The sequence below is a fragment of the Bradyrhizobium sp. genome, assembly GCF_035570375.1.
In the GTDB taxonomy this organism is placed as follows: domain Bacteria; phylum Pseudomonadota; class Alphaproteobacteria; order Rhizobiales; family Xanthobacteraceae; genus Bradyrhizobium.
The window spans coordinates 15359-35365 of the sequence record NZ_DATMLW010000225.1; the positions used below are offsets into that span (position 1 = coordinate 15359).

At 62.2% G+C, this 20007-nt stretch carries 14 protein-coding genes; 6 read left to right on the plus strand and 8 right to left on the minus strand.

What is annotated here, in order from left to right; all coding sequences use genetic code 11:
- The first annotated feature begins 5 nt into the window (after positions 1–5).
- Complete coding sequence (locus tag VNX23_RS24465; RefSeq protein WP_325634141.1) at positions 6–221, plus strand: hypothetical protein; 216 nt, start codon at positions 6–8, stop codon at positions 219–221.
- 6 nt (positions 222–227) lie between these two features.
- Here the strand turns inward: VNX23_RS24465 and VNX23_RS24470 are convergent, their stop codons facing one another.
- The gene (locus tag VNX23_RS24470) at positions 228–1679 is read right to left on the minus strand and encodes a TRAP transporter large permease subunit (RefSeq protein WP_325634142.1); all 1452 of its coding nucleotides are present in this window, start codon (positions 1677–1679) and stop codon (positions 228–230) included.
- A complete protein-coding gene (locus VNX23_RS24475; protein ID WP_325634143.1) occupies positions 1679–2170 on the minus strand; it encodes a TRAP transporter small permease subunit in 492 nt (163 codons plus the stop codon). Before VNX23_RS24475 ends, VNX23_RS24470 begins: the two co-directional genes overlap by 1 nt.
- A 178-nt stretch (positions 2171–2348) precedes the next feature.
- Between VNX23_RS24475 and VNX23_RS24480 the strand changes: the two genes are divergently transcribed.
- Positions 2349–3584 carry a threonine ammonia-lyase gene (locus VNX23_RS24480; protein ID WP_325634144.1) on the plus strand — a complete coding sequence of 412 codons (1236 nt, stop codon included), beginning with the start codon at positions 2349–2351 and terminating at the stop codon, positions 3582–3584.
- A gap of 35 nt (positions 3585–3619) precedes the next feature.
- Here the strand turns inward: VNX23_RS24480 and VNX23_RS24485 are convergent, their stop codons facing one another.
- The 4 genes from VNX23_RS24485 to VNX23_RS24500 form a co-directional block, all read right to left on the minus strand.
- On the minus strand, positions 3620–5677 hold the full coding sequence (locus VNX23_RS24485) for a hydantoinase/oxoprolinase family protein (protein WP_325634145.1): 2058 nt from the start codon (positions 5675–5677) through the stop codon (positions 3620–3622).
- Positions 5677–7338: a hydantoinase B/oxoprolinase family protein gene (locus VNX23_RS24490; protein ID WP_325634146.1), complete on the minus strand. Its 1662-nt coding sequence runs from the start codon at positions 7336–7338 to the stop codon at positions 5677–5679. The genes VNX23_RS24485 and VNX23_RS24490 overlap by 1 nt, the downstream gene beginning before the upstream one ends.
- A 39-nt stretch (positions 7339–7377) precedes the next feature.
- Positions 7378–7551, minus strand: a complete 174-nt coding sequence (locus VNX23_RS24495) for a hypothetical protein (protein WP_325634147.1) — start codon at positions 7549–7551, stop codon at positions 7378–7380.
- A gap of 146 nt (positions 7552–7697) precedes the next feature.
- Positions 7698–9155 carry a L,D-transpeptidase family protein gene (locus tag VNX23_RS24500; protein WP_325634148.1) on the minus strand — a complete coding sequence of 486 codons (1458 nt, stop codon included), beginning with the start codon at positions 9153–9155 and terminating at the stop codon, positions 7698–7700.
- Positions 9156–9410: 255 nt separating this feature from the next.
- Between VNX23_RS24500 and VNX23_RS24505 the strand changes: the two genes are divergently transcribed.
- The 3 genes from VNX23_RS24505 (at position 9411) to VNX23_RS24515 (ending at position 14218) form a co-directional block, all read left to right on the plus strand.
- Positions 9411–10700 carry a serine hydrolase domain-containing protein gene (locus VNX23_RS24505; RefSeq protein ID WP_325634149.1) on the plus strand — a complete coding sequence of 430 codons (1290 nt, stop codon included), beginning with the start codon at positions 9411–9413 and terminating at the stop codon, positions 10698–10700.
- Positions 10701–10892: 192 nt separating this feature from the next.
- Entirely contained in the window at positions 10893–12341 is a 1449-nt protein-coding gene (locus VNX23_RS24510; RefSeq protein ID WP_325634150.1) for an amidohydrolase family protein, read from the plus strand.
- Between the two features lie 311 nt (positions 12342–12652).
- Positions 12653–14218: a hypothetical protein gene (locus VNX23_RS24515; protein ID WP_325634151.1), complete on the plus strand. Its 1566-nt coding sequence runs from the start codon at positions 12653–12655 to the stop codon at positions 14216–14218.
- A gap of 106 nt (positions 14219–14324) precedes the next feature.
- On the opposite strand, the gene VNX23_RS24520 is transcribed toward VNX23_RS24515, so the two are convergent.
- Positions 14325–16034, minus strand: coding sequence for a porin (locus VNX23_RS24520; RefSeq protein WP_325634152.1), 1710 nt, complete (start codon positions 16032–16034; stop codon positions 14325–14327).
- A 321-nt stretch (positions 16035–16355) separates the two neighbouring features.
- The gene (locus tag VNX23_RS24525) at positions 16356–17291 is read right to left on the minus strand and encodes a LysR substrate-binding domain-containing protein (protein ID WP_325634153.1); all 936 of its coding nucleotides are present in this window, start codon (positions 17289–17291) and stop codon (positions 16356–16358) included.
- 113 nt (positions 17292–17404) lie between these two features.
- On the opposite strand from VNX23_RS24525, the gene katG reads away from it, so the two are divergent.
- A complete protein-coding gene (gene katG, locus VNX23_RS24530) occupies positions 17405–19573 on the plus strand; it encodes a catalase/peroxidase HPI (protein ID WP_325634154.1) in 2169 nt (722 codons plus the stop codon).
- Positions 19574–20007: the final 434 nt, after the last annotated feature.

The window sequence follows — 20007 nt, forward strand, 5'->3', positions numbered from 1 at the left end:
CGGCGATGCCCGTCAAAATCAAGCTTGGCCTTTCGCTGGTCACGATCCTGGTGGCGGCCATCGCCGCCTGGCATCAGCATCTGCTCGGGCATGATCGCATCCAGTATGTCGTGGCCTTCCTCGGCCTGTTCATGATTTTCGCGATGTGGCTGTTCCCCGAAGTCAAGCGGGAGGAGACGGCCGGCGGCGTCAAGCGCGACGCCGCACCCAGGCAGGGTTAACTTTTCTCACCGGCGGTTCAGGTCTTCGTTCGTATCCAGCTCCGGCAATCTTATCATTTCGTTGAGGCGCTTGTTGAATTCCTCGTCCGAAAGAGGGGCTGAGGGAAGCCGCGAACTGTCCGAAGACATCCCCAAATGGGTGAGTTGCGGAAAGAACAACACCAACAGCAGCAAAAACCATTGCGCCGCCAGAAACGGCGCAAGCGCCCGCACGAAAGAGCGAAAGGCGACCGCCTCCTTGAGGACGCTGCGAACCATCATTAGGGCATAGCCGAAGGGCGGCAGCAGAAAACTCGACTGTAGCGTCAACAGCACCAGCACCGAGACCCAGCGCGCATCGGCCACGCGGATCAGGAGCGGCGGAATCACGATCGGCACGATGACGAAGATGATTTCGAAGGCGTCGAGCACGAAGGCGCTCAAGCCGAGTACGCCGAGCACGACGGCGACCGCCGCAATATCGCCGCCCGGAATTGAGGATAACATCCTGCCGACGAGATCGGCTGTTCCCAGTAGCCTCAAGATCATCGTGAAGGTGGTTGCCGCCAGCAGTAACGAAAAGAGAGCACCGGTGAGCGCGATCGCATCGTTCAGCACGTCATTCAGCACTTTGCCGCGCAGGCGGCCCGTCACAAGGCCCGCCGCAAGAAACGCAAACGCCCCCATTGCCGCGGCCTCGACGGCATAAAAGAATCCAAGGGCTACTCCGCCCAACAGTGTGATCAAGGAGACGAGCGCAATTGAGGCGAGCCACGCCTGCCCTGCCGTCAGACGCTCGCGCACCGGCAATTTGGTCGCGGTTCGTCCGGCGATCCAGGACAACGCCAGGCACAGCGCGAGAAAAATCCCGCCGGGCACGAGCGCCGCATGAAAAATATCCTGCGTATTGACGACCCGATCGCTTCTTCCCGTCGCCGTCACTGCCATGGTGTGAGCCGACAACATCGCATCACTGAGAAGGATGAGGACCAGGGACGGCGGCACCAGCACGCCGAGTGTGGAGGCGACTGCAACGATCGCATGCCGATTGGGCGCGGGAATGCCTTCTGCCGCAAGGCGCGGCGCGACCACGCGGGACAGTCCGAGCACGCTGGCGCCGACCGAGCCGTTCATCGGCCCGAGCAAGGCACCCAGCATCATGCCCGACACCAGCGGGGCGGATGGCGTGCGCGGAAGTACGGCGCTGCCGGCGCGATAAAGTGCGTCGGCGACCGGAAGCCGGTCGAGCAACAGACCCATGGTCACATAGAGGGGCAAGGCTTGAAGCAAGTCGTTTTCGAGCAGATTGACCAGGCGGGTCGGCAATGCCCCAAGGGTGGCGGCGTCGATGGCGCCTGTGGCAACACCGATGATCGCGCCGAACGTTGCAACCGTGATCAGGACGATCGCGGCCGGCAGGCCGGTGGCGATAATGCCTATTCCCACCAGCACAAGGAGCGCCAGTCCCATCCACTCCATCAGTCGTCGTCCACCATAAGAGGACGGAAAATCTCGACCAGCGATTGGCCAATCACCAAAATCGCCAGCAGCCAGAGCGCGAGCTTGACCAGGAAATATCCGGGATTGCCGCTGTCCTGAAATGACTCGAGGTCTCGAACGCTGGAAAGCACAACTGTCCTGCTGGCGATCAGGACGAACATCGCCCAGGGCAGAAGTCCGATGGCGTTGCCGACCTGGTTGAGACGCCGCCGCACGCGTTCGGGATAGCGCCGCGCCAAAACATCCGCGGCGAGATGGGTGCCGGCGCGGGTCGCTGCCGTTACGCTCACCGCGACGAAGAGGGCAAAGGCCACCTGCCCCAAATCGTTGGCTTCCCGTGAAAATTTGTGAAGGAGGTCGCGCAGCGGCCATTGCAGGAACAACAAGAGGATCAACGGCAAGGCAAGCCATTTGGCCGCGGCAACAAATTGGCCAATCAAGCGGTCGAGGCCGCGCAGCAACGGCGTCACGTTCTATCCCCTTGCGGTTTTGCCCTGAATCACCGGACCATAAAGCGACAGCGGAATTGTTTATGCCCCGGCCCTTTGAGCGAGTCTGCAGAAAATTTTGATTTTTGCCGGTCTGGTTCGAGACTAGCATACGGTATTCCGCATCGAGCCTGGAACCGCCAACCGGGATCCGTATTTCATGGACAAGACGTTGACAGCCTCCCTTGCGCGCCTGCCGGTCAGCTTTGGTGACATCGAGGCCGCGGCAGCACTGCTGGCCGGTTCCGTGAAGCGGACGATCTGTGACCGCAGCAGGACGCTGTCCGACATCACCGGCGCGGATATCTGGCTGAAATTCGAGAACCTGCAGTTTACGGCCACGTTCAAGGAGCGCGGTGCGCTCAACCGGCTGTCGGCACTGTCTGCCGAAGAACGGCGCCGAGGCGTGATCGCGGCGTCAGCCGGCAACCACGCCCAGGGCGTGGCCTATCACGCCGCCCGCCTCTTCATACCCGCGACGATCTTCGTGCCGGTGGGAACTCCGACGGTGAAGATCGAAAATACGCGCCGGCACGGCACCGACGTGATCGAGGGTGGGGCGACGCTGGAAGAGGCTACCGCGCTCGCCATCGAGCATGGCCGCCAGCAGCACTTGACCTTCATCCATCCTTACGACGATCCGTTGATCATCGCCGGCCAGGGCACCACCGCACTGGAAATGCTTGGCGCGGTTCCTGACCTCGACATCCTGATCGTCCCGATCGGGGGCGGCGGTCTGATATCCGGCATGGCGATTGCTGCCAGGACGCTCAAACCCGGCATCGAGATCATCGGCGTGCAGGCTGCGCTTTGTCCGTCGATGTATAATCTGATCAAAGCCCAACAGCTTCCGATGCGGGGCGACACGCTGGCCGAGGGCATCTCGGTCAAGGCGCCCGGCCGTATCACTTCAGAAATCGTGCGCGCGCTTGTCGACGATATCGTGCTGGTGAGCGAGCAACGGATCGAGCAGGCGGTGAGCCTTCTGATTACGATCGAGAAGACCGTCACCGAAGGCGCGGGCGCCGCCGGTCTTGCCGCGGTCCTCGCCGACGAGGCCCGCTTCGCCGGCCGCAAGGTTGGTATGGTGCTGAGCGGGGGCAATATCGACACGCACCTGCTGTCGAGTGTGCTGACCCGTCAGCTTGCGCGCGAGGGCCGTTTGACGCAATTGCGCTTCGACATTGCGGATCGGCCGGGCCAGCTCGGCACCGTCGTCGCCATTCTCGGCAAGATGGGCGCCAACATCGTCGAGGTATCTCATCAGCGCATCTTCACCGACCTGCCCGCGAAGGCGGTCCTGCTCGAGGTCGTGATCGAAACCAGGGACCGGGCGCATCTCGACGCAACCATCGCGGCGTTGAAGGCGGCCAACATTGACATCAGCGGGCATTGATGAAGCATGACGGCCGGCCCGCCGACTTACTTCACTCAATTTTCTCCGCCACCGCCCGCAAGTTCGATATCGAGCCAGCCGAAGGCATTGACCGTCACCCTATCGCCCTCGTTGACGACGATCGTTGTCGTTTCCGCCTCGATGATCGCAATGCCTTCGAAGCACTGGCCCGGCGCAAGGGATTCGAGCGCATAGAGCGGGACCTCGCGCCATTTGCCGAAGAACGCTTGCCGCGATCGAGGCATACCCGGCACAGCCGACGCAACCCTCGCACCCTCCCCGTGGGTCGCCACCTTCCCGATCGCGGCAACGCGCGCGTTTACAAACACAACCTCCTGGCCGGGCGAGGAATAGGTGTAAAGCTCTTCATGTCGCTTGTGAAAACGCTGCTCGATCTCTTCGACGACCGACACTGATTTCCAGTCGATCTCATCGAGCGGCACGTCGATCTCGAATACCTGCTCGCCATAGCGCATCTCGGCGGAGCGTTCGACGGCGATCTCTCCGTCGAACCAGGTCCTTAAGCGGCCCGCGGCCTGCTCATCGAGCTCGGCGAACAACTTGCGCACCTCTTCGGCCGAAATGCGCGAACCCGTTCCGTAATGAGTCCGGCTCGCTTCGTAGCGCAGATGGCTGGTCAGCATGCCCCATGCGGAAAGCACCGAGGCCGCGGTCGGAACGATGACACGCTTGATGCCAAGTTCGCGCGCGACCTCGATCGTATGCAAGCCGGCCGCCCCGCCGAAACTCAAAAGCGCAAAGCGCCTGGGATCGACGCCGCGGCGCAGGGTCATCAGGCGGATGCCATCGGCCATCTTCAGATTGATCATGCGGTGAATGCCGGCCGCGGCTTGCAGGCGCGACAGGCCGAGCGAGGCCGCTACTCTGTCGACCGCGGCTTCCGCTGCGGCCCGGTCGAGCGGACGCTTCCCACCCATGAAAGCAGCCGCGTCGAGATAGCCGAGAACGACGTTTGCGTCGGTAACGGTCGCAGCCGTCCCGCCGTTGCCGTAGCATGCCGGCCCCGGTACCGAGCCCGCGCTTTCGGGACCGACGCGAAGCGTTGGCCCCGCTTCCACGCTGGCGATGGACCCGCCTCCTGCCGCGATGCTGGCGATATCGAGGCTGCGCAGCGCGATACGCTGTCCGGCAAGCATGCCGTCGGCCGAGAGCGATACGCGGCCCTCCGAAATCAGCGAGATGTCGGTACTGGTGCCACCCATGTCGAACGGCACCAGATCGGAAATGCCGAGCAGCTCGGCGCAGCGCCGTGCTCCCGATACGCCGCCGGCCGGGCCCGACAGCACGGTGCCAGCGGCAAGTCGCGAGGCCTCCTCTACCGGAGCCATGCCACCATGCGACAGAACAATAAACAGCTTGCCCTTGAATCCTGCCTCGGTGAGGCGCTGTTCCAGGTTGACGAGATAGTGTCGCACCAGCGGCCCGACATAGGCATTCACGATCGTCGTCGAGACGCGTTCATATTCCTTGATCTGCGGCAACACGTCGCTCGAGCGGGAGAGGCTCACTCCCGACAGTTCACCTCCCACGCGCTCGGCCGCGGCCCTTTCGTGAACCGGGTTGAGATAGGAATGCAAAAAGCAGACCGCTACCGATGTCGCGCCGGCGTGCTTGATCGCGGCGATGGCTTCGCCAAGCAATTTTTCGTCGAGAGCGACGGCGATGCTGCCGTCCACCTTCAATCGCTCACGAACCCCAAAACGAAGTTCGCGCGGCACCAAAGGCTCGGGCGGCGGAGTATGAAGATCGTAACGGTCCGGCTTGAGGCCTTCGCGCATCTCGATGACGTCGCGGTGGCCTTCGGTCGTCAGTAGCGCGACCTTGGCGCCCTTTCTCTCCAGAAGGGCGTTGGTTGCCACCGTGGTTCCGTGGACGATGCGCTGCGTCAGGCCGAGCATTTCCGCCCGCGTCAGCTTCAACCGGCGCGCCAGCTCATCGAGCCCGGCCATGACGCCGATCGATTGATCGGCAGGCGTCGACGGCGATTTCGCGAAAACGGTCGCGCCGCTCTGATCGATGGCGACCAAATCTGTGTAGGTGCCGCCGACGTCGATTCCGATCGTGAAATTCATCAAGCGTCCTGCCCCGTCGTCCGGACCAGGCCTTGTTCAAGGTCGCGCTGACGCGCCTGCGGCGACCGCTTTTCCGCAAGCCCCCAGCCGCCGCCGCCCGAGGAGCGTATTTCAAGGCAATCGCCGGGCCGAAGCTCGATTCCGACTTCCTTGGTGCGCAGCACACGCGGCGGCCTGTCGGCCGATGTCAAGCGATAGTCATGGGGAATGCCGTCGCGACCACCGAGAATTCCGCACGGGCCATAGCGCACGCCATCGCCCGCCGTATTGGCGCGGGCAGGTTTTGCGGTTTCGAGGACGAGATCAAGGGCGACGCCGAGACCGCCGCGAAACTGTCCGTCGCCGCCCGAGCCGGCGCGGAATTCATGATGCCTGAAATGCAGGGGAAAGCGCGCCTCGGCGACCTCGATGCTTCCGAACTTGATCCCGCCAACCGAGTGCCATTCGCCGATCGACGACCAGCCGTCGCCACCGGACGAGGCACCGCCGCCCGGGCGTGCCTGAAACATGTGCCAGATGAAATTGCGCCCCGTTCGCGGATCCTCGCCCTGGATCGCAATCCGGAAACGCCGGCCCCAGCCGGCCATGACCCGATCCGGGCAGCAAGCCGACATCGCCTTGATGACCGCCTCGACGATCTCGTTGGAAGGATGGCTGGTGCAAAGCGTGACGGGGCGGCCCGGATCGGCCCAAACCACGGTGCCTTGCCTCGCGATCACCTTGAGTGGCCGTAACGCGCCGTCATTCTTCGGTATGTCGGGCTCAATCAGATAGGCGAACGCCATCGCCACCGCCGCCTGCATGTTGGCATGCGAGGAATTGACGAAGCTCGTCGATTGGGAATCGGAGTCGGACAGGTCGACCTCGATCTCGCTGCCCATCTTCGTCACCTTCGCGGCGATCCTGATGTCGCTGCGGCCATGGCCGTCGTCATCGAGAAACGCCTCGCCATGGAAAACCCCGTCAGTCCAGGTCGAGACCACCGCGCGGCTTCGCGCCTCGGCGGTGTCAAGGATCGTCTCCACCGCCGCCTCCACGACCGTCGCGCCGAATTCTGCAAACAGATGCGACAACCGCCGTTCGCCAAGATGGGCTGCGCCGACCATGGCCGCGAGGTCGCCGCGGAACTCGCGGGGGTTACGGATGTTCAACGCCAGCATGTCGAGCAGGTCGTCACGCAAACGTCCGGCCTCGTACAACTTGATCGGCGGGACGCGCAACCCTTCCTGCCAGATTTCGGTCGCGGCAGGATTGTAGGCGCCATGGGTAGCGCCGCCGATGTCGCTCTGATGGGCCCGAACGATGGTCCACAGCAATCGTCTTCCTGAATCGAAAACCGGGACGAATGCCGTCAGGTCGGGAAGGTGGCTGCCGCCATGATAGGGATCGTTCAGCAGAATGACGTCGCCGGGGCGCACATCGTTGAAGCGCTGTTCGACGGCCCGTGTCGCCCATGGCAGTGCGCCAACATGCACCGGGATGTGGTCGGCCTGGGCGATCAGGCGGCTCCTCGTATCGCAAATCGCAAGCGAGAAATCCCGGCTGGAGTTGAGGATTTGCGAATAGGACGTGCGAAGCATGGCTTCGCCCATTTCCCTGACGATCGAACTCAGCCGGTGCTGAACGACGGATCGCGTGATGGGGTCGATCTCTGTGGACATGGGCTCCCGCGGTCCAAAATACCTTGACGGCGCAAGCCTTCACAGAACGGGTGCGCTCGTCAACACGCCCTGTTCGATCACCCCATCGGCGGTGCCGAGCAGCGTCGCCGGTATTTTGAGACCGAGCGCACCGCGATCGTCGGTATCGCAGCAATGTTCATAAGAATTGGATCGAGGACAGCATCCGGAAATATCTTGCAATGAATCGTGCATAGGATGCGCGTCCGACTGTAAGGTTCGCGTCAGGATTTACCTGTATCTATTCCACGCCATCGGCTGCGCTGCGGCTTGATGGTCTTTATTCCCCCTTGACTTGGTCGGTTCTGCTTTGTGCAGGGCCGATTTTCTTTTTGCCGCTCTCACCACGTGGAGAACGGAGCCCCGTAAGGCGAAGGGGAACGCCAATAAACCGGGACGTCGCGTGGACGCGAATAGGAAACCTCGTTGGCTGGAGCGCGCCGCCGGAATTTGATTCCCCCTTGCGGTTCGCCGCTCAGAAGGACCACGAAGTCAGTCCCCTTGCCGGTCTCGGTGCTCAACGCCTCATCCGTGATGATCAGGGAAGATCGCGGGACGATCCCCGGAATGCGATCCAGGGCCTCCTGCGGAATGAAAATCCGGTCGAGCGCAGATTTTGCATTGTTCGGCTCGGTCGGGTTGACATCCCGGCCATTGCCAAAGGATAGCCCGCGTGATTCTGCCAAGCCGCGCAATGAGACGACGCTCCATCGAACATTGGTATCGCCAGAGCGCTCCACAGCCGTAAAGACACGGGTGCCAATTGGGCGATCGGGGTCCTGCACCGTGATGGGCGTGTCGAATACCGGTTCAAAGGCTTGCCGGACATAAAGCCGTTGCGTCTTGCGGCTGATGAGAACCGATATCGGCTCGAGCGCGCGTGTCGCCTCGCGCGCTGCCTCGGCTGCCTTGACCCGGGTGGTCTCGGCGGCGTTGACTGCCTCACGCGCAGCGTTAAGGGCGTCGAGCTTGGGTTGAACCTCGGCCTTCGCGGCTGCCGATTGCTCCGCGAGTTCGGCTACTCTGGCAACCACTTTCTCCTTGGCGTCCTCGGCCTGTTGCTTCGCCTCGGTCGATGCAGCGGAGCCAAGCGCGGTCTCGGCGGCCGCTAATTGTGCTTCCGCTCTTGCTTTCAGATTTTCCGCCACGCGCACCGGAACCATGGCCCGCGTAAACTCCCGATAGGCCGTCCCTGCGACACCCCTCGCCTGATTCGTCCTTCTGGCCGCCTCCTCCGCCTCCGCAATTCGGGCGGCCGCGAGCGCGCTGGCACCTGGTTTCGACTGCAACAGAGCCGGGTGGGCAATTTCGACAGGCGCAACATCGGTCGGCGCAACGATCACCCGCAAGCCAAGCCGCGTCAGGTCGAACAGCCGCTCCGCAAAGTCGAAGGGCATCCGAATGCAGCCATGGGACGCCGGATGTCCTGGCAAGGCGCCGCCGTGAAGCGCGATGCCCGACCACGTAATGCGCTGCATATGAGGCATGGACGCGTCGTCATACAGGTTGGAGTAGTGCTCGGCCTCCTTCTGGATGATGCTGAAGATGCCGGCGGGCGTCTCACGCCCCCTCTGACCGCTCGACACTGGCGCCCGCAAAATCCAGCCATTGGCGTCATAGATGGTGATCCGCTGGTTATGAAGCGATACGACGGCCATGACCGGCTCGCCAGCGGCACGCGAGACGACGGATTCGGCCCTGCCCTCGCCTCTCGCGCCTGCTTCATTGCCGGTCGCAATCAGCACGCTGAGAGCCACAACGGTAAGATACGCACGGCGCAACCGCGTCCGCTTGTGCATTGTGAAACCAAACGTCATACGCGGCGCATCTGATCGGGGCCAGTCGGCAATTGATGGAGACTAATCCGGTTCGAACAAACCTGCCAATTCGGATTTGGGCAAACGCTCTCGGAGGCTGCGGGTTCCTCCCGGAGGTGCCTGGGGATTGGCATATGTGGGCCAAAGATTGGGCCCGCATGGTAATCTGAGCAGCCTGGTTGCTTTGATATTGTGAGCAGCCCTCGAATCTGATCGCATCCAAGTGGTCCTCTAAGCATGATCTATCGCCCCAGCCGCCGCGATGTGGTGAAGACAGCCGTGAGCCTGACGGCAGCCGGCGCGGTGAACCTGCGCGCGGCGTTCGCGCACGACAGGGTGCCCGCCCCCATCGACCGCACGACGGTTTCCCGCATCGATTCGATGCTTCTAGCTGCGACACGTGCGGCAGAAGTGCCCGGTGTCGTGGCATTGGCCACGACCGACGACGGCACGATCTATGAAGGCAGCTTCGGCCGGCGTCGGCTCCATGACGGACCTACCATGACGCGCGATACGGTGTTTCGCGTCGCCTCGATGGTCAAGCTGATGACGTCGGTCGCTGCGCTGCAACTCGTCGAACAGAACAGGCTTTCGCTGGATGCACCGGTACCCGAGATCGACCCAGCGGTCGGCGCGCCCCAAGTGCTCGAGGGATTTGACACCAAGGGATTGCCGTTGTTGCGACCGGCAACGCGGCCGATCACGTTGCGCCAGCTTTTGACCCACACCGCCGGTTTCACCTACCGGCTGTGGGATGCCAAGGCTGTCCAGTATGCCACCTCGATCAAGCAATTCACCCCGGGGCAAAAGACCCTGATCACGCGCAACCCGCTGATGTTCGACCCCGGTGAACGCTGGCAATATGGCACCAGCATCGATTGGGTCGGCCGCATCGTGGAATTTGTCAGCGGCGAGTCGCTTGACGTCTATTTTCGCAAGCACATCTTCGATCCACTGGGAATGAAGGATACGACCTTCGTCATCTCGCCGCGCCAGCAGGAGAGAGAAGCGAGCGTACATCGGCGCAAGGGCGACGGATCGCTTGCGGCACAACCGATGGAGCCGCGATCGACGAAGCAAAGCTTTTCGGGCGGGGGTGGAATCTATTCGACCGGCCCGGATTACTTGGCTCTCATCCGCAGCTTGTTGCGGGGAGGTACGCTGGATGGCACGCGGATCCTGCGTCCCGAGACTGTCGCGCTCATGGGTCAGAACCAGATCGGCAAGGTCGATGTCGGCGTCCTGAAGACGACGGCCCCCGCACTCTCCAATGACGTCGATCTCTGTCCCGGCGTCGGCCTCAAATGGGGTTTTGGTCACATGATCAACATGCAGCCCATCGCCCATGGCCGCGGTGCCGGCAGCCTGACCTGGGGCGGCCTCTTCAACACTTATTACTGGATCGATCCCGGCAAGCGCGTCGCGGCTGTGTTCATGACCCAGGTGTTACCGTTTGCGGACTACCGCGCGCTGCATCTCTACCGGCAGTTCGAACGCGAAATCTATGCCCTCATAAAATCGGCCTGACGCGCGATCGTCCGGGTCGAACGCGATCAAGCCTTGTCCAGGCAGGCGGGCATGGCGGTGCAGCTCTGCGGAAATGACGTCGCCAGGATCGAGCCGCTGCCCGGGGCGATCCGGCTGATATAAGGTAGCCTCAAGCGGAGAAGTCCGCGGCTTGATAATCGGCAAAAGCCGACGCTTACAGGGAGGGGTTCGATGTGCGAGATCTGCAGGCGTGATTTTATCGGCGGCGCCGCCGCGCTCGGTGCTGCCGGCGCAAGCGGGCTGTTTTCGTCGCCGCTAAAGGCGCAGGCCGCGCGCGACAACGCCGGCTCGCCAGGACTCCCATCAAGACTCCCGTCGCGCGGCGAGTTCACCATCGCCAATGCTTACGTGATGACGATGGACGGCGCACTCGGGGATATCGCGGGCGGCACCGTACACGTGCGCAATGGCGAAATCGTCGCCGTCGGCAAGGACGTGATCGGGGGCGGCGAAAAGATCGACGGCGTCGGCATGATCGTGATGCCCGGCCTCGTCGAGACTCATTGGCACATGTGGAACACGCTGTTCCGCAGCTTTGCGGGCGACAAGCCGGAGGAAGGCTATTTCCCGACGGTGGCGCGCTTCGGCCAGCAGATGGGCCCGGACGATATCTTTCAGAGCACGCGGCTCGCGGCGGCGGAAGCGATCAATTCCGGAATGACCTTCGTGCATTCCTGGTTTCACAACGCGCGCAGCACGGCGCATGCCGAGGCCGATATTCGTGCGCTTGCCGAGGTCGGCATCCGTGCCCGCCACTCCTGCGGCTGGGCACAAGGCTTGCCCGACACCCAGTCGGCGGATCAGGCGCCAATCGAGAGCCTCGCCAGGAACTGGAAGAGCTGGTCCAACGACGGCCTGATTACGCTCGGCATGGGATGGCGCGGGCAGTTCCGTGCCGGCCCGATCAAACCGGAGGTCTATCAACCGGAGTTCGACAACGCCCGCAAGCTCGGTTTGCCAATCACGCTTCATGTTGCGAGCGCCCGCAAGGCGGTGAACCAGATCGGTCTGCTCTACAAGGCAAATCTGATGGGCAAGGACGTCCAGCTCATTCACGCGCTGTCGGCAAACCCCGCCGAACTCGACATGATCAAGGAGACCGGCTCGTCGGTATCGGTGTCGCCCGGCTCCGAGCTTCGCATCGGCTACGGCTATCCGCAGATCAGCGAGATGCTGGCGAAGGGCATTCCGCTCGGTGTCTCGATCGATACCTCGGCGCTGACCGGAAGCTCAAACCTGTTCGGCGTGCTCAAGCTTGCGCGCGATTCGGAAAACGCCAGGGTGGAAAGCGAGTTCAGGATGACGGCGCGCAAGGCGCTTGAGCTCGGCACCATCGAGGGCGCACGTTCGATGGGGATGGACAATCAAATCGGATCGCTCAAACCGGGCAAGCGCGCCGATCTGATCGCAATCAGCCCCGATGCGCTCAACATGGCTGTCGTGACCGATCCGGCTCATCTCGTGCTCGAAGCGACGGGTCCCGAAAACGTCGACACGGTCGTGGTCGACGGCCGCATCCTCAAGCGCGGCGGCAAGCTCGCCGCGCTCGACACCTCCGGAATCGTCGCCGGCGCGCGCTCCGCGCTTGCCGGCGTGCGCGAGCGCACGAAATGGCGCTGAGCGCGTCGGGACAACGCCGATAGTTCTGCGACCGACGGCCCTGCTGCCAGGAACGGCACTGGCGCCTGCAGCAGGTAAGCCAGCCTGTCATAATGACAGGGGCGACTTTGCGCCGCGCTTTCCCATCGGTTCTTCCGTCCAAATACCTGATGAGGTAACCTCGAAGAGCTTCCTTTTGGACATGCCGAGTTCGATTTCAGGGCGCGAAAAATGTCACTGGTGAGTTCTTTTCGCTTTGATCCCAAGGACGACTGAACGTGGTGGTCACGCCGCGGATAGAGCTGTGCACCTTTCGCGGATGGGAGGAACGCATGAAGGCGATGCGATCGATACTGACAGCCGGTCTCATGACAGTCGTTATGAGCGGCAATGCGTACGGCCAGCAAGATGACCGGCTGGGCAAGCTGAGCTTTCCGACCTCATGCGATCCGGCCGTGCAGGCACAGTTCGAACGCGGCGTCGCGATGATCCATTCTTATTGGTTCCTGATCGCGCGCCGTACATTCGAGGATGTACTGCAGAAGGATCCGAACTGCGCAATTGCCTATTGGGGAATAGCGGCGGATTTCCTTGGCAACACGCTGGCCACCACTCCGACCCCGGCGGATGCCCAGGCGGCCTGGGCGGCACTGGAAAAAGGGCGCGCGATCAAAACCACGCAGCGCGAGCACGACTGGATCGAAGCGTTGAGCGCCTACTACCGGGACTACGCCAAGACCCCCGTCAACGTCAGGTTGGCCACCTATAACGACGCCATGGAGAGTCTTGCGCAACGTTATCCCGACGACTATGAGGCCCAGGTGTTTTATGCACTCACCTTGCAGGCATCGGCGCTGCGCGAGGACACTACCTACGCCAGGCAGCTCAAATCGGCGGCAATTCTGGAGAAACTGTACGACCAGAATCCGCAACATCCCGGCGTCACGCATTTCCTCATTCACGCCTATGACTTTGCACCGCTGGCGCAACAAGGCATTCCCGCGGCGAGACGTTATGCGGTCATTGCTCCGGCGGTTCCCCACGCCCGACACATGCCTTCGCACATTTACTCCATGGTCGGACTGTGGGAGGAATCGATCGCATCGAACACTTCGTCCCTGGAAATCCAGCCCGATTATTATCATGCGGCCGACTTCGCGGTTTATGCGCACCTGCAACTCGCCCAGGATGCAAAGGCAAAAGCGCTGACCGAAAAATCGCTCGGCACCGCCGATCGCGGCGACCGACCAATCAATTTCGCAAACTTCACGGCCAAGAACGCCATGCCGGCTCGCTATGTGCTGGAACGTGCCGACTGGAATGGCGCGGCTGCGCTTCCGCTCAAGCCGAGCCAATACCCCCAGGCCGACGCCCTTACCCATTTCGCGCGCGGTATCGGAATGGCACGGACTGGCAATCTTGAGGGCGCAAGGGCCGAGGTCGAAGCCATCAAGACGCTGCGCGCTGCCCTCGCAAAGGCCGACCAGTCCTATTGGGCAGACCGGTCAGACGAGCAGATCCAGGCGATCTCGGCATGGATCGCTCTTAAGGAGGGCGCCCGCGACCAAGCCGAGAAGTTGATGCGCGCGGCCGCCGATGGTGAGGATGGCAGCATCAAGCATGTGGCCATGGAGAATCGTCTTTATCCGCTTCGCGAACTTTTGGCGGAACTGCTGCTTGAGATGGGCCAGCCGGCGGCGGCGCAGGCAGAGTACGAGGCGGCGCTTCATCAGACCCCCAATCGCTATCGCGCGCTGCTTGGCATGGCGCGCGCCGCGAATGCGGCTGGCGATCGCCAGAAAGCGGCCGACTATTACGGCAAGGTAGTAACACTGGCGCAAAACGCAGATACCGAGCGGCAGGAGACCGGGGAAGCCAAGGCATTCCTGAGCAAGTGAGTTGCCAGCGATGGCATGATCGCAAAGGGCGGGAGCTGGCTCCCGCCCCTTCCGCATCTGCCTTCGGCGCACTGATAACGTCTAGGCGGCAAGCCCGACACACGCGTCAGAACACGATCTGTGACCGCGCCGCGATCCAATCGATCGTGGCACCGCGATAATTCGCCCCGCCGAAAAATTGCGGATTGTCGACCACCACGTGTTCGTAATCGAGCATGAACTTCATGTTGTAGTTGGGATACCAGTTGAGACCGATGCCGTAGCTGGTCTCCTTGCCGCCGCCGTAAGTTGTGGTGCCGCCGGTGAAGACACCCGGCGCGGAAAATGCGGGACCGAGCGTCGCCGTCGTCAGATAAGGGCTGTTGAGGTTGACGAAGGTGTAGCGCGTGGCGAGTTCGAGCGCGCCCCAGCCGGAGCTCCCCGGCATCATCGGCGTTTCCGGAATGACGCCGGTATAGGCGCCGCGGGTCGGGTCATAATGCCTGGTACCACCGATGCTGTAGCTTGCCTGGGCGTAACCGCCATCGAAATTGAGCGCGGGACCCGGAATGCCGCCCTGCAAATTGCCCGGCACTGTCGGTACGCCCGCACGCGTGTCAACGACATAGTGGTAGTACTCGCCTTGTGCGAAGAGGTTCTTGTACGAGCCTGCGACTTCGACGCCGTAAACCTGCCCGCCGCTTGCTGGAATATTGCCGGTGGCGAGGAAAGAGGTCGGATCCACCCGAAGCTCGGGGCGATCAGCAAGCAGGACGGCGGCCAGGTTAGGGCCGACACGCGGCGCGAACAGATTGGCGTAGTTGAACCCGACATGGAAGGTTGCGTCCTGCTCCTGCACGAGCTGATAGGCGCCGCGCGCAAGGAATGCCAGTTGCGGGCCGAGCCCGGTCATTTGGGCACTGGTGACGCAGGGTGTTCCCGGCGTTACCGCGACCGTGCCGGTGTTGCACGAGGCGCCAGCCGTGTGCAGGGCGCCCGAATTGGGGCCGGTCAGGAATGCACCGAGCCAGTAGCGGTCGTTGTTGGAGCGCACGTCGATCGCCGAGCGGAAGTCGCCGCCGCCAAAGCTGGTTGCGATCACCTGTGCGGTAGAGCGCTCCAAAAACATCAGGTCGTTCGAGCTCGTCGCTTCTTCGAGCGTCCACGGCACGTCCATGATGCCGAAATCAAATGCCGTTGGAAACAGGTTGTCGTGTTTGTAAAAGCCATTGTAGGTCAGGAACGCATTCTCGACCCCCGACAGGAAGGTGTTGCTCGTCGTCGGACTGGTGCCTGAGTTCGCGCTCGCGAGCGCGTTGTTGGCATTGCTGCTGTCCGAAGAGTTGCCGAAATCGTACACAAAGGCGTAGTGCCAATCGGTCATGAACGTTCCGATGACGCCGAGGCGCGCCCGGCGCAAATCAAGCCCATCCGAAAGACCCTTGCGATCAAGCGTCGCCGGTGCCGGCTGGTAATTGGTGTATCCCCCGGCGTCTAGCTGGAGGCGGCCAAAGAGTTCGACGGTGTTGTCGCCGGTCGCATCCGAAAAGCCGAAATGATAGCCGCGGTCGTAGGTCATGAGGACCTTGGCCGGCAATGCCGGGCTCGGAACGCCTGACGGCGCGGTGGAGGATCGCGGCTGATCGGCCGGGGGCGAGCGCGTCGCGGTCACCGTTCCCGGCTTTTCCGTTTCCCCCTTTTGCCGGCGCAATCGCCGGATCTCGGCCTGCAGCGCCTTGATCTCGCTCTCGTGGCGGGCTTCCAGGCGCTGGACCTGCACTTCCAGCCTTTGAAGTGCCGCGCTGTCATCCGCGCGCGCGCCTGGTGCGCCCAGCATCCAGACGCCGGTTGAAACAGCAAGAATGGAAATGCCGCATCTTGCATGAGTGCGCGCTTTCGCGGAAGCGAGGTCATCGCAAATTTCCAAACGCATCGAGATCCCCCGAAAAATGGTTCAGTCTCTCGATGAGTAGAGAACGGCGCGAAAAGCCGTGTCAAATCGGGGTCGAAGAGGATTGCAATCTGGGGGCCGGCGGCAACGGAATGCTCTACCGGTCGCCGCGCGAAGAACTGTTTTCTCGCGAAATATCTGACGTCGCGGACGTGTCGATGCGAGGCAGCTTCAAGGCGAAAGCAGGGCAGTTTTCCGCTTGTTCGATCACCTCGTGGGCGAGGGAGCGCCGTTGGGACGTGATCGCCCGCGCGCCTTGCCGGCTGATTGACACACCACTTCAGAGATCTGCAGCAGTTGCCTTGCCAGAGGACTGGTTTTGCGCCAGACCATCCCGATGGTCCGTGACGGCTGCGGATTTTTGAAGCGCGCGACGGACACGGAAGCCGAGCGGGTCTCCACCGCAACCGCCATTTCAGGGATCAGGGTGACGCCGATGCCGGCGCTGACCATCTGAACGAGCGTGGAGAGCGAGTTGGCGTCCAGCATTTCCCGTGGCGCCGACGATTGCTTCTTGCAGAAGGACAGGGCCTGGTCGCGGAAGCAGTGCCCTTCTTCCAGCAACAAGAGCCGCATTTCGCGCAGCATCTCGCTGCTGGGCACCGGCGTTCGCTCGTCTTCGCGCGGCCGGACCAGCAGGAAATTCTCCGAGAACAACGCAACCTCGGTCAACGAAGGTTCTGACACCGGCAATGCGAGAATGGCGGTATCCAGCCGGCCTTCGGCGAGTTCCTGGATCAGCCTTGGAGTCAACGCTTCTCGCACCTGGATGTCGAGTTCGGGATAGGTGCGCGAGAGATTTCCGATCACCTTGGGCAGCAGATAGGGCGCGACCGTCGGGATCATGCCGATGTGCAGGCGGCCCACGAAGCGGGCGTGGGCGGCGCGTGCGAAGTCTCCAAGTTCTTCGACCGAGCGCAGGATATCGCGGACGCGTTCCACAAGCTCTTCCCCGAATCTCGTGAGTGCGACCTGTCGGGCGCTTCGCTCCAGCAGCATGCCGCCGAGAGCTTCTTCCATTTCCTTGATCTGCATCGACAGGGCCGGCTGTGAAATCGAGCAAGCCTCCGCCGCGCGCCCGAAATGGCCGTGGCGTGCCAGCGCATCGAAATAGCGAAGCTGGCGAAGCGTGACGTTGATCATCAGATTTTCCTATCGCAGCAATCATTAAAGTCAATTTTACCTGATGAAATGTGCTACGTAAATTGCGCACCCCGGACTGGGCGGAACTCCCCAATCCACCAGAGGAGATGATCATGGACGACAAAACAAAATGCCCGGTATCGGGCGGGAAACGCGCACCTACGAACCGTGACTGGTGGCCCAATCAACTAAACTTGGGGGTGCTACACCAGCACTCGAATCTGTCCGATCCGATGGGCGCGGCATTCGACTACGCCAAGGAATTCAAAAGCCTCGACCTCAATGCCGTGATCAAGGACCTCAACGCCTTGATGACGGATTCGCAGGAGTGGTGGCCAGCCGATTTTGGCCATTATGGAGGACTGTTCATTCGCATGGCCTGGCATGCCGCAGGCACCTACCGCATTGGCGACGGCCGCGGCGGCGCGGGGGCGGGCCAGCAACGCTTCGCACCTCTCAACAGCTGGCCGGATAACGCCAACCTCGACAAGGCGCGGCGTCTGCTCTGGCCGATCAAGCAGAAATACGGCCGCAAGATCTCCTGGGCCGACCTGATGGTTCTCGCCGGCAACGTTGCGCTGGAGTCGATGGGCTTCAAGACCTTCGGATTCGGCGGCGGGCGCGCGGATGTCTGGGAGCCGGAAGAGTTGAACTGGGGTCCTGAAGGGACATGGCTGGCAGACGAACGCTACAGCGGCGACCGCGAACTTCAGGGGCCTCTCGGCGCCGTGCAAATGGGCCTGATTTACGTCAACCCGGAAGGGCCGAACGGCAAGCCGGATCCGGTCGCTGCGGCTCGCGATATCCGCGAGACGTTCAAGCGCATGGCGATGAACGACGAAGAGACCGTCGCGCTGATCGCCGGCGGTCACACCTTCGGCAAGACCCACGGCGCGGGCGATGCGACGCTGGTGGGCGCGGAACCGGAAGGCGCCGGCATCGAGGAGCAGGGCCTCGGCTGGAAGAGCAAATTCGCAACCGGCAAGGGGAAGGATGCGATCACCGGGGGACCGGAAGTCACCTGGACGCAGACGCCGACGAAGTGGAGCAACCACTTTTTCGAGAACCTGTTCAACAACGAATGGGAGCTGAGCAAGAGCCCGGCAGGCGCGCAACAGTGGAAGGCAAAGGGTGGCGCTGCCACGATCCCGGACGCTTTCGACCCGTCGAAGCGGCACGTTCCGACCATGCTGACCACGGACCTGTCGCTGCGGCTCGATCCGGCATATGAAAAGATCTCAAGGCGCTTTTACCAGCATCCCGATCAGTTCGCCGACGCCTTCGCGCGCGCGTGGTTCAAGCTGACGCACCGCGACATGGGTCCGATTGCGCGTTACCTCGGTCCGCTCGTTCCGAAGGAGGAACTGAAGTGGCAGGATCCGGTTCCCGCCGTGGATCATCCGCTGATCGGTGACGCCGACATCGCTACGCTGAAAGCGAAGATCCTCGGCTCGGGCCTGACCATTTCCCAACTGGTCTCGACCGCGTGGGCTTCGGCCTCGACATTCCGCGGCTCCGACAAGCGCGGCGGGGCAAATGGGGCGCGGATTCGGCTCGCGCCACAAAAGGATTGGGACGTCAACCAGCCGGCTCAGCTGGCCGAGGTGTTGCGGACTCTTGAGACGATCCAGAAGGATTTCAACAAGTCGCAGTCCGGCGGCAAGAAGGTCTCGCTCGCCGACCTGATCGTTCTCGGCGGCGGTGCGGCAATCGAGAAGGCGGCGAAAGCCGCCGGGCACGACGTGAGGGTCCCCTTCACGCCGGGCCGCATGGATGCGTCGCAGGAGCAAACCGACGTCGAGTCCTTCGGACCGCTCGAGCCTGCGGCTGACGGATTCCGCAACTATTTGCGCGACAAGCAGCGCCTGTCCGCCGAGGAGCTTTTGGTCGATCGGGCGCAACTGTTGAATCTGACGGCACCAGAGATGACGGTTCTCGTCGGCGGCCTGCGCGTGCTCGGCGCAAATGCCAGGCGGTCTGCCCACGGCGCCTTCACCAAGAAACCGGAGATGCTGACAAACGACTTCTTCGTCAACCTGCTCGACATGAGCACGCAGTGGCAACCCGCGGCGGGGTCGGAAGACGCGTTCGAAGGGCGTGACCGGAAGACGAATGAGATCAAGTGGACCGGCACGCGCGTCGACCTGATCTTCGGTTCGCACTCCCAGCTCCGGGCGCTGGCGGAAGTCTATGCCTGCGCGGACTCGAAGGAGAAGTTTGTCAACGACTTCGTGGCGGCGTGGTCCAAGGTGATGAACCTGGATCGCTTCGACATCGCCTGATTTGAACGCCTGCTTCAAAAATGAAAAATGGGCAGGCGTTCTGCCCATTGAAAAAGCAGGCGGATTTTCAAACGAGATGACCGGGAAGCGAAGAACCGCTACGCACGCGCACAGGTAGCTGATGCGCAAACAATAGGCTACGGCGCGACGGATTTTCGACTTCAATCCATCGCGCTTTGAATTTTTTGAAAAATTGCGAGCAGAAGCTTTAGCCGACCGAGTGCGGTGCTCTCATCGGCGAAGCACGTCGACAAAACTTTGAAACTGCTTGAAAATCTCCTGAACGCCAGGCGGCGCGGCGAAACCTGCCGCGCGGCAGGACATCTGGCTCCTAGAACAGTCCTCGGTTCGTCGCTGGATACGCAATTTCCGGGCCGCAAGTCAGCTGAATAAAGTCAAGCGATAAAAGAATGATGTGCCGCAGCTAAGGCGTC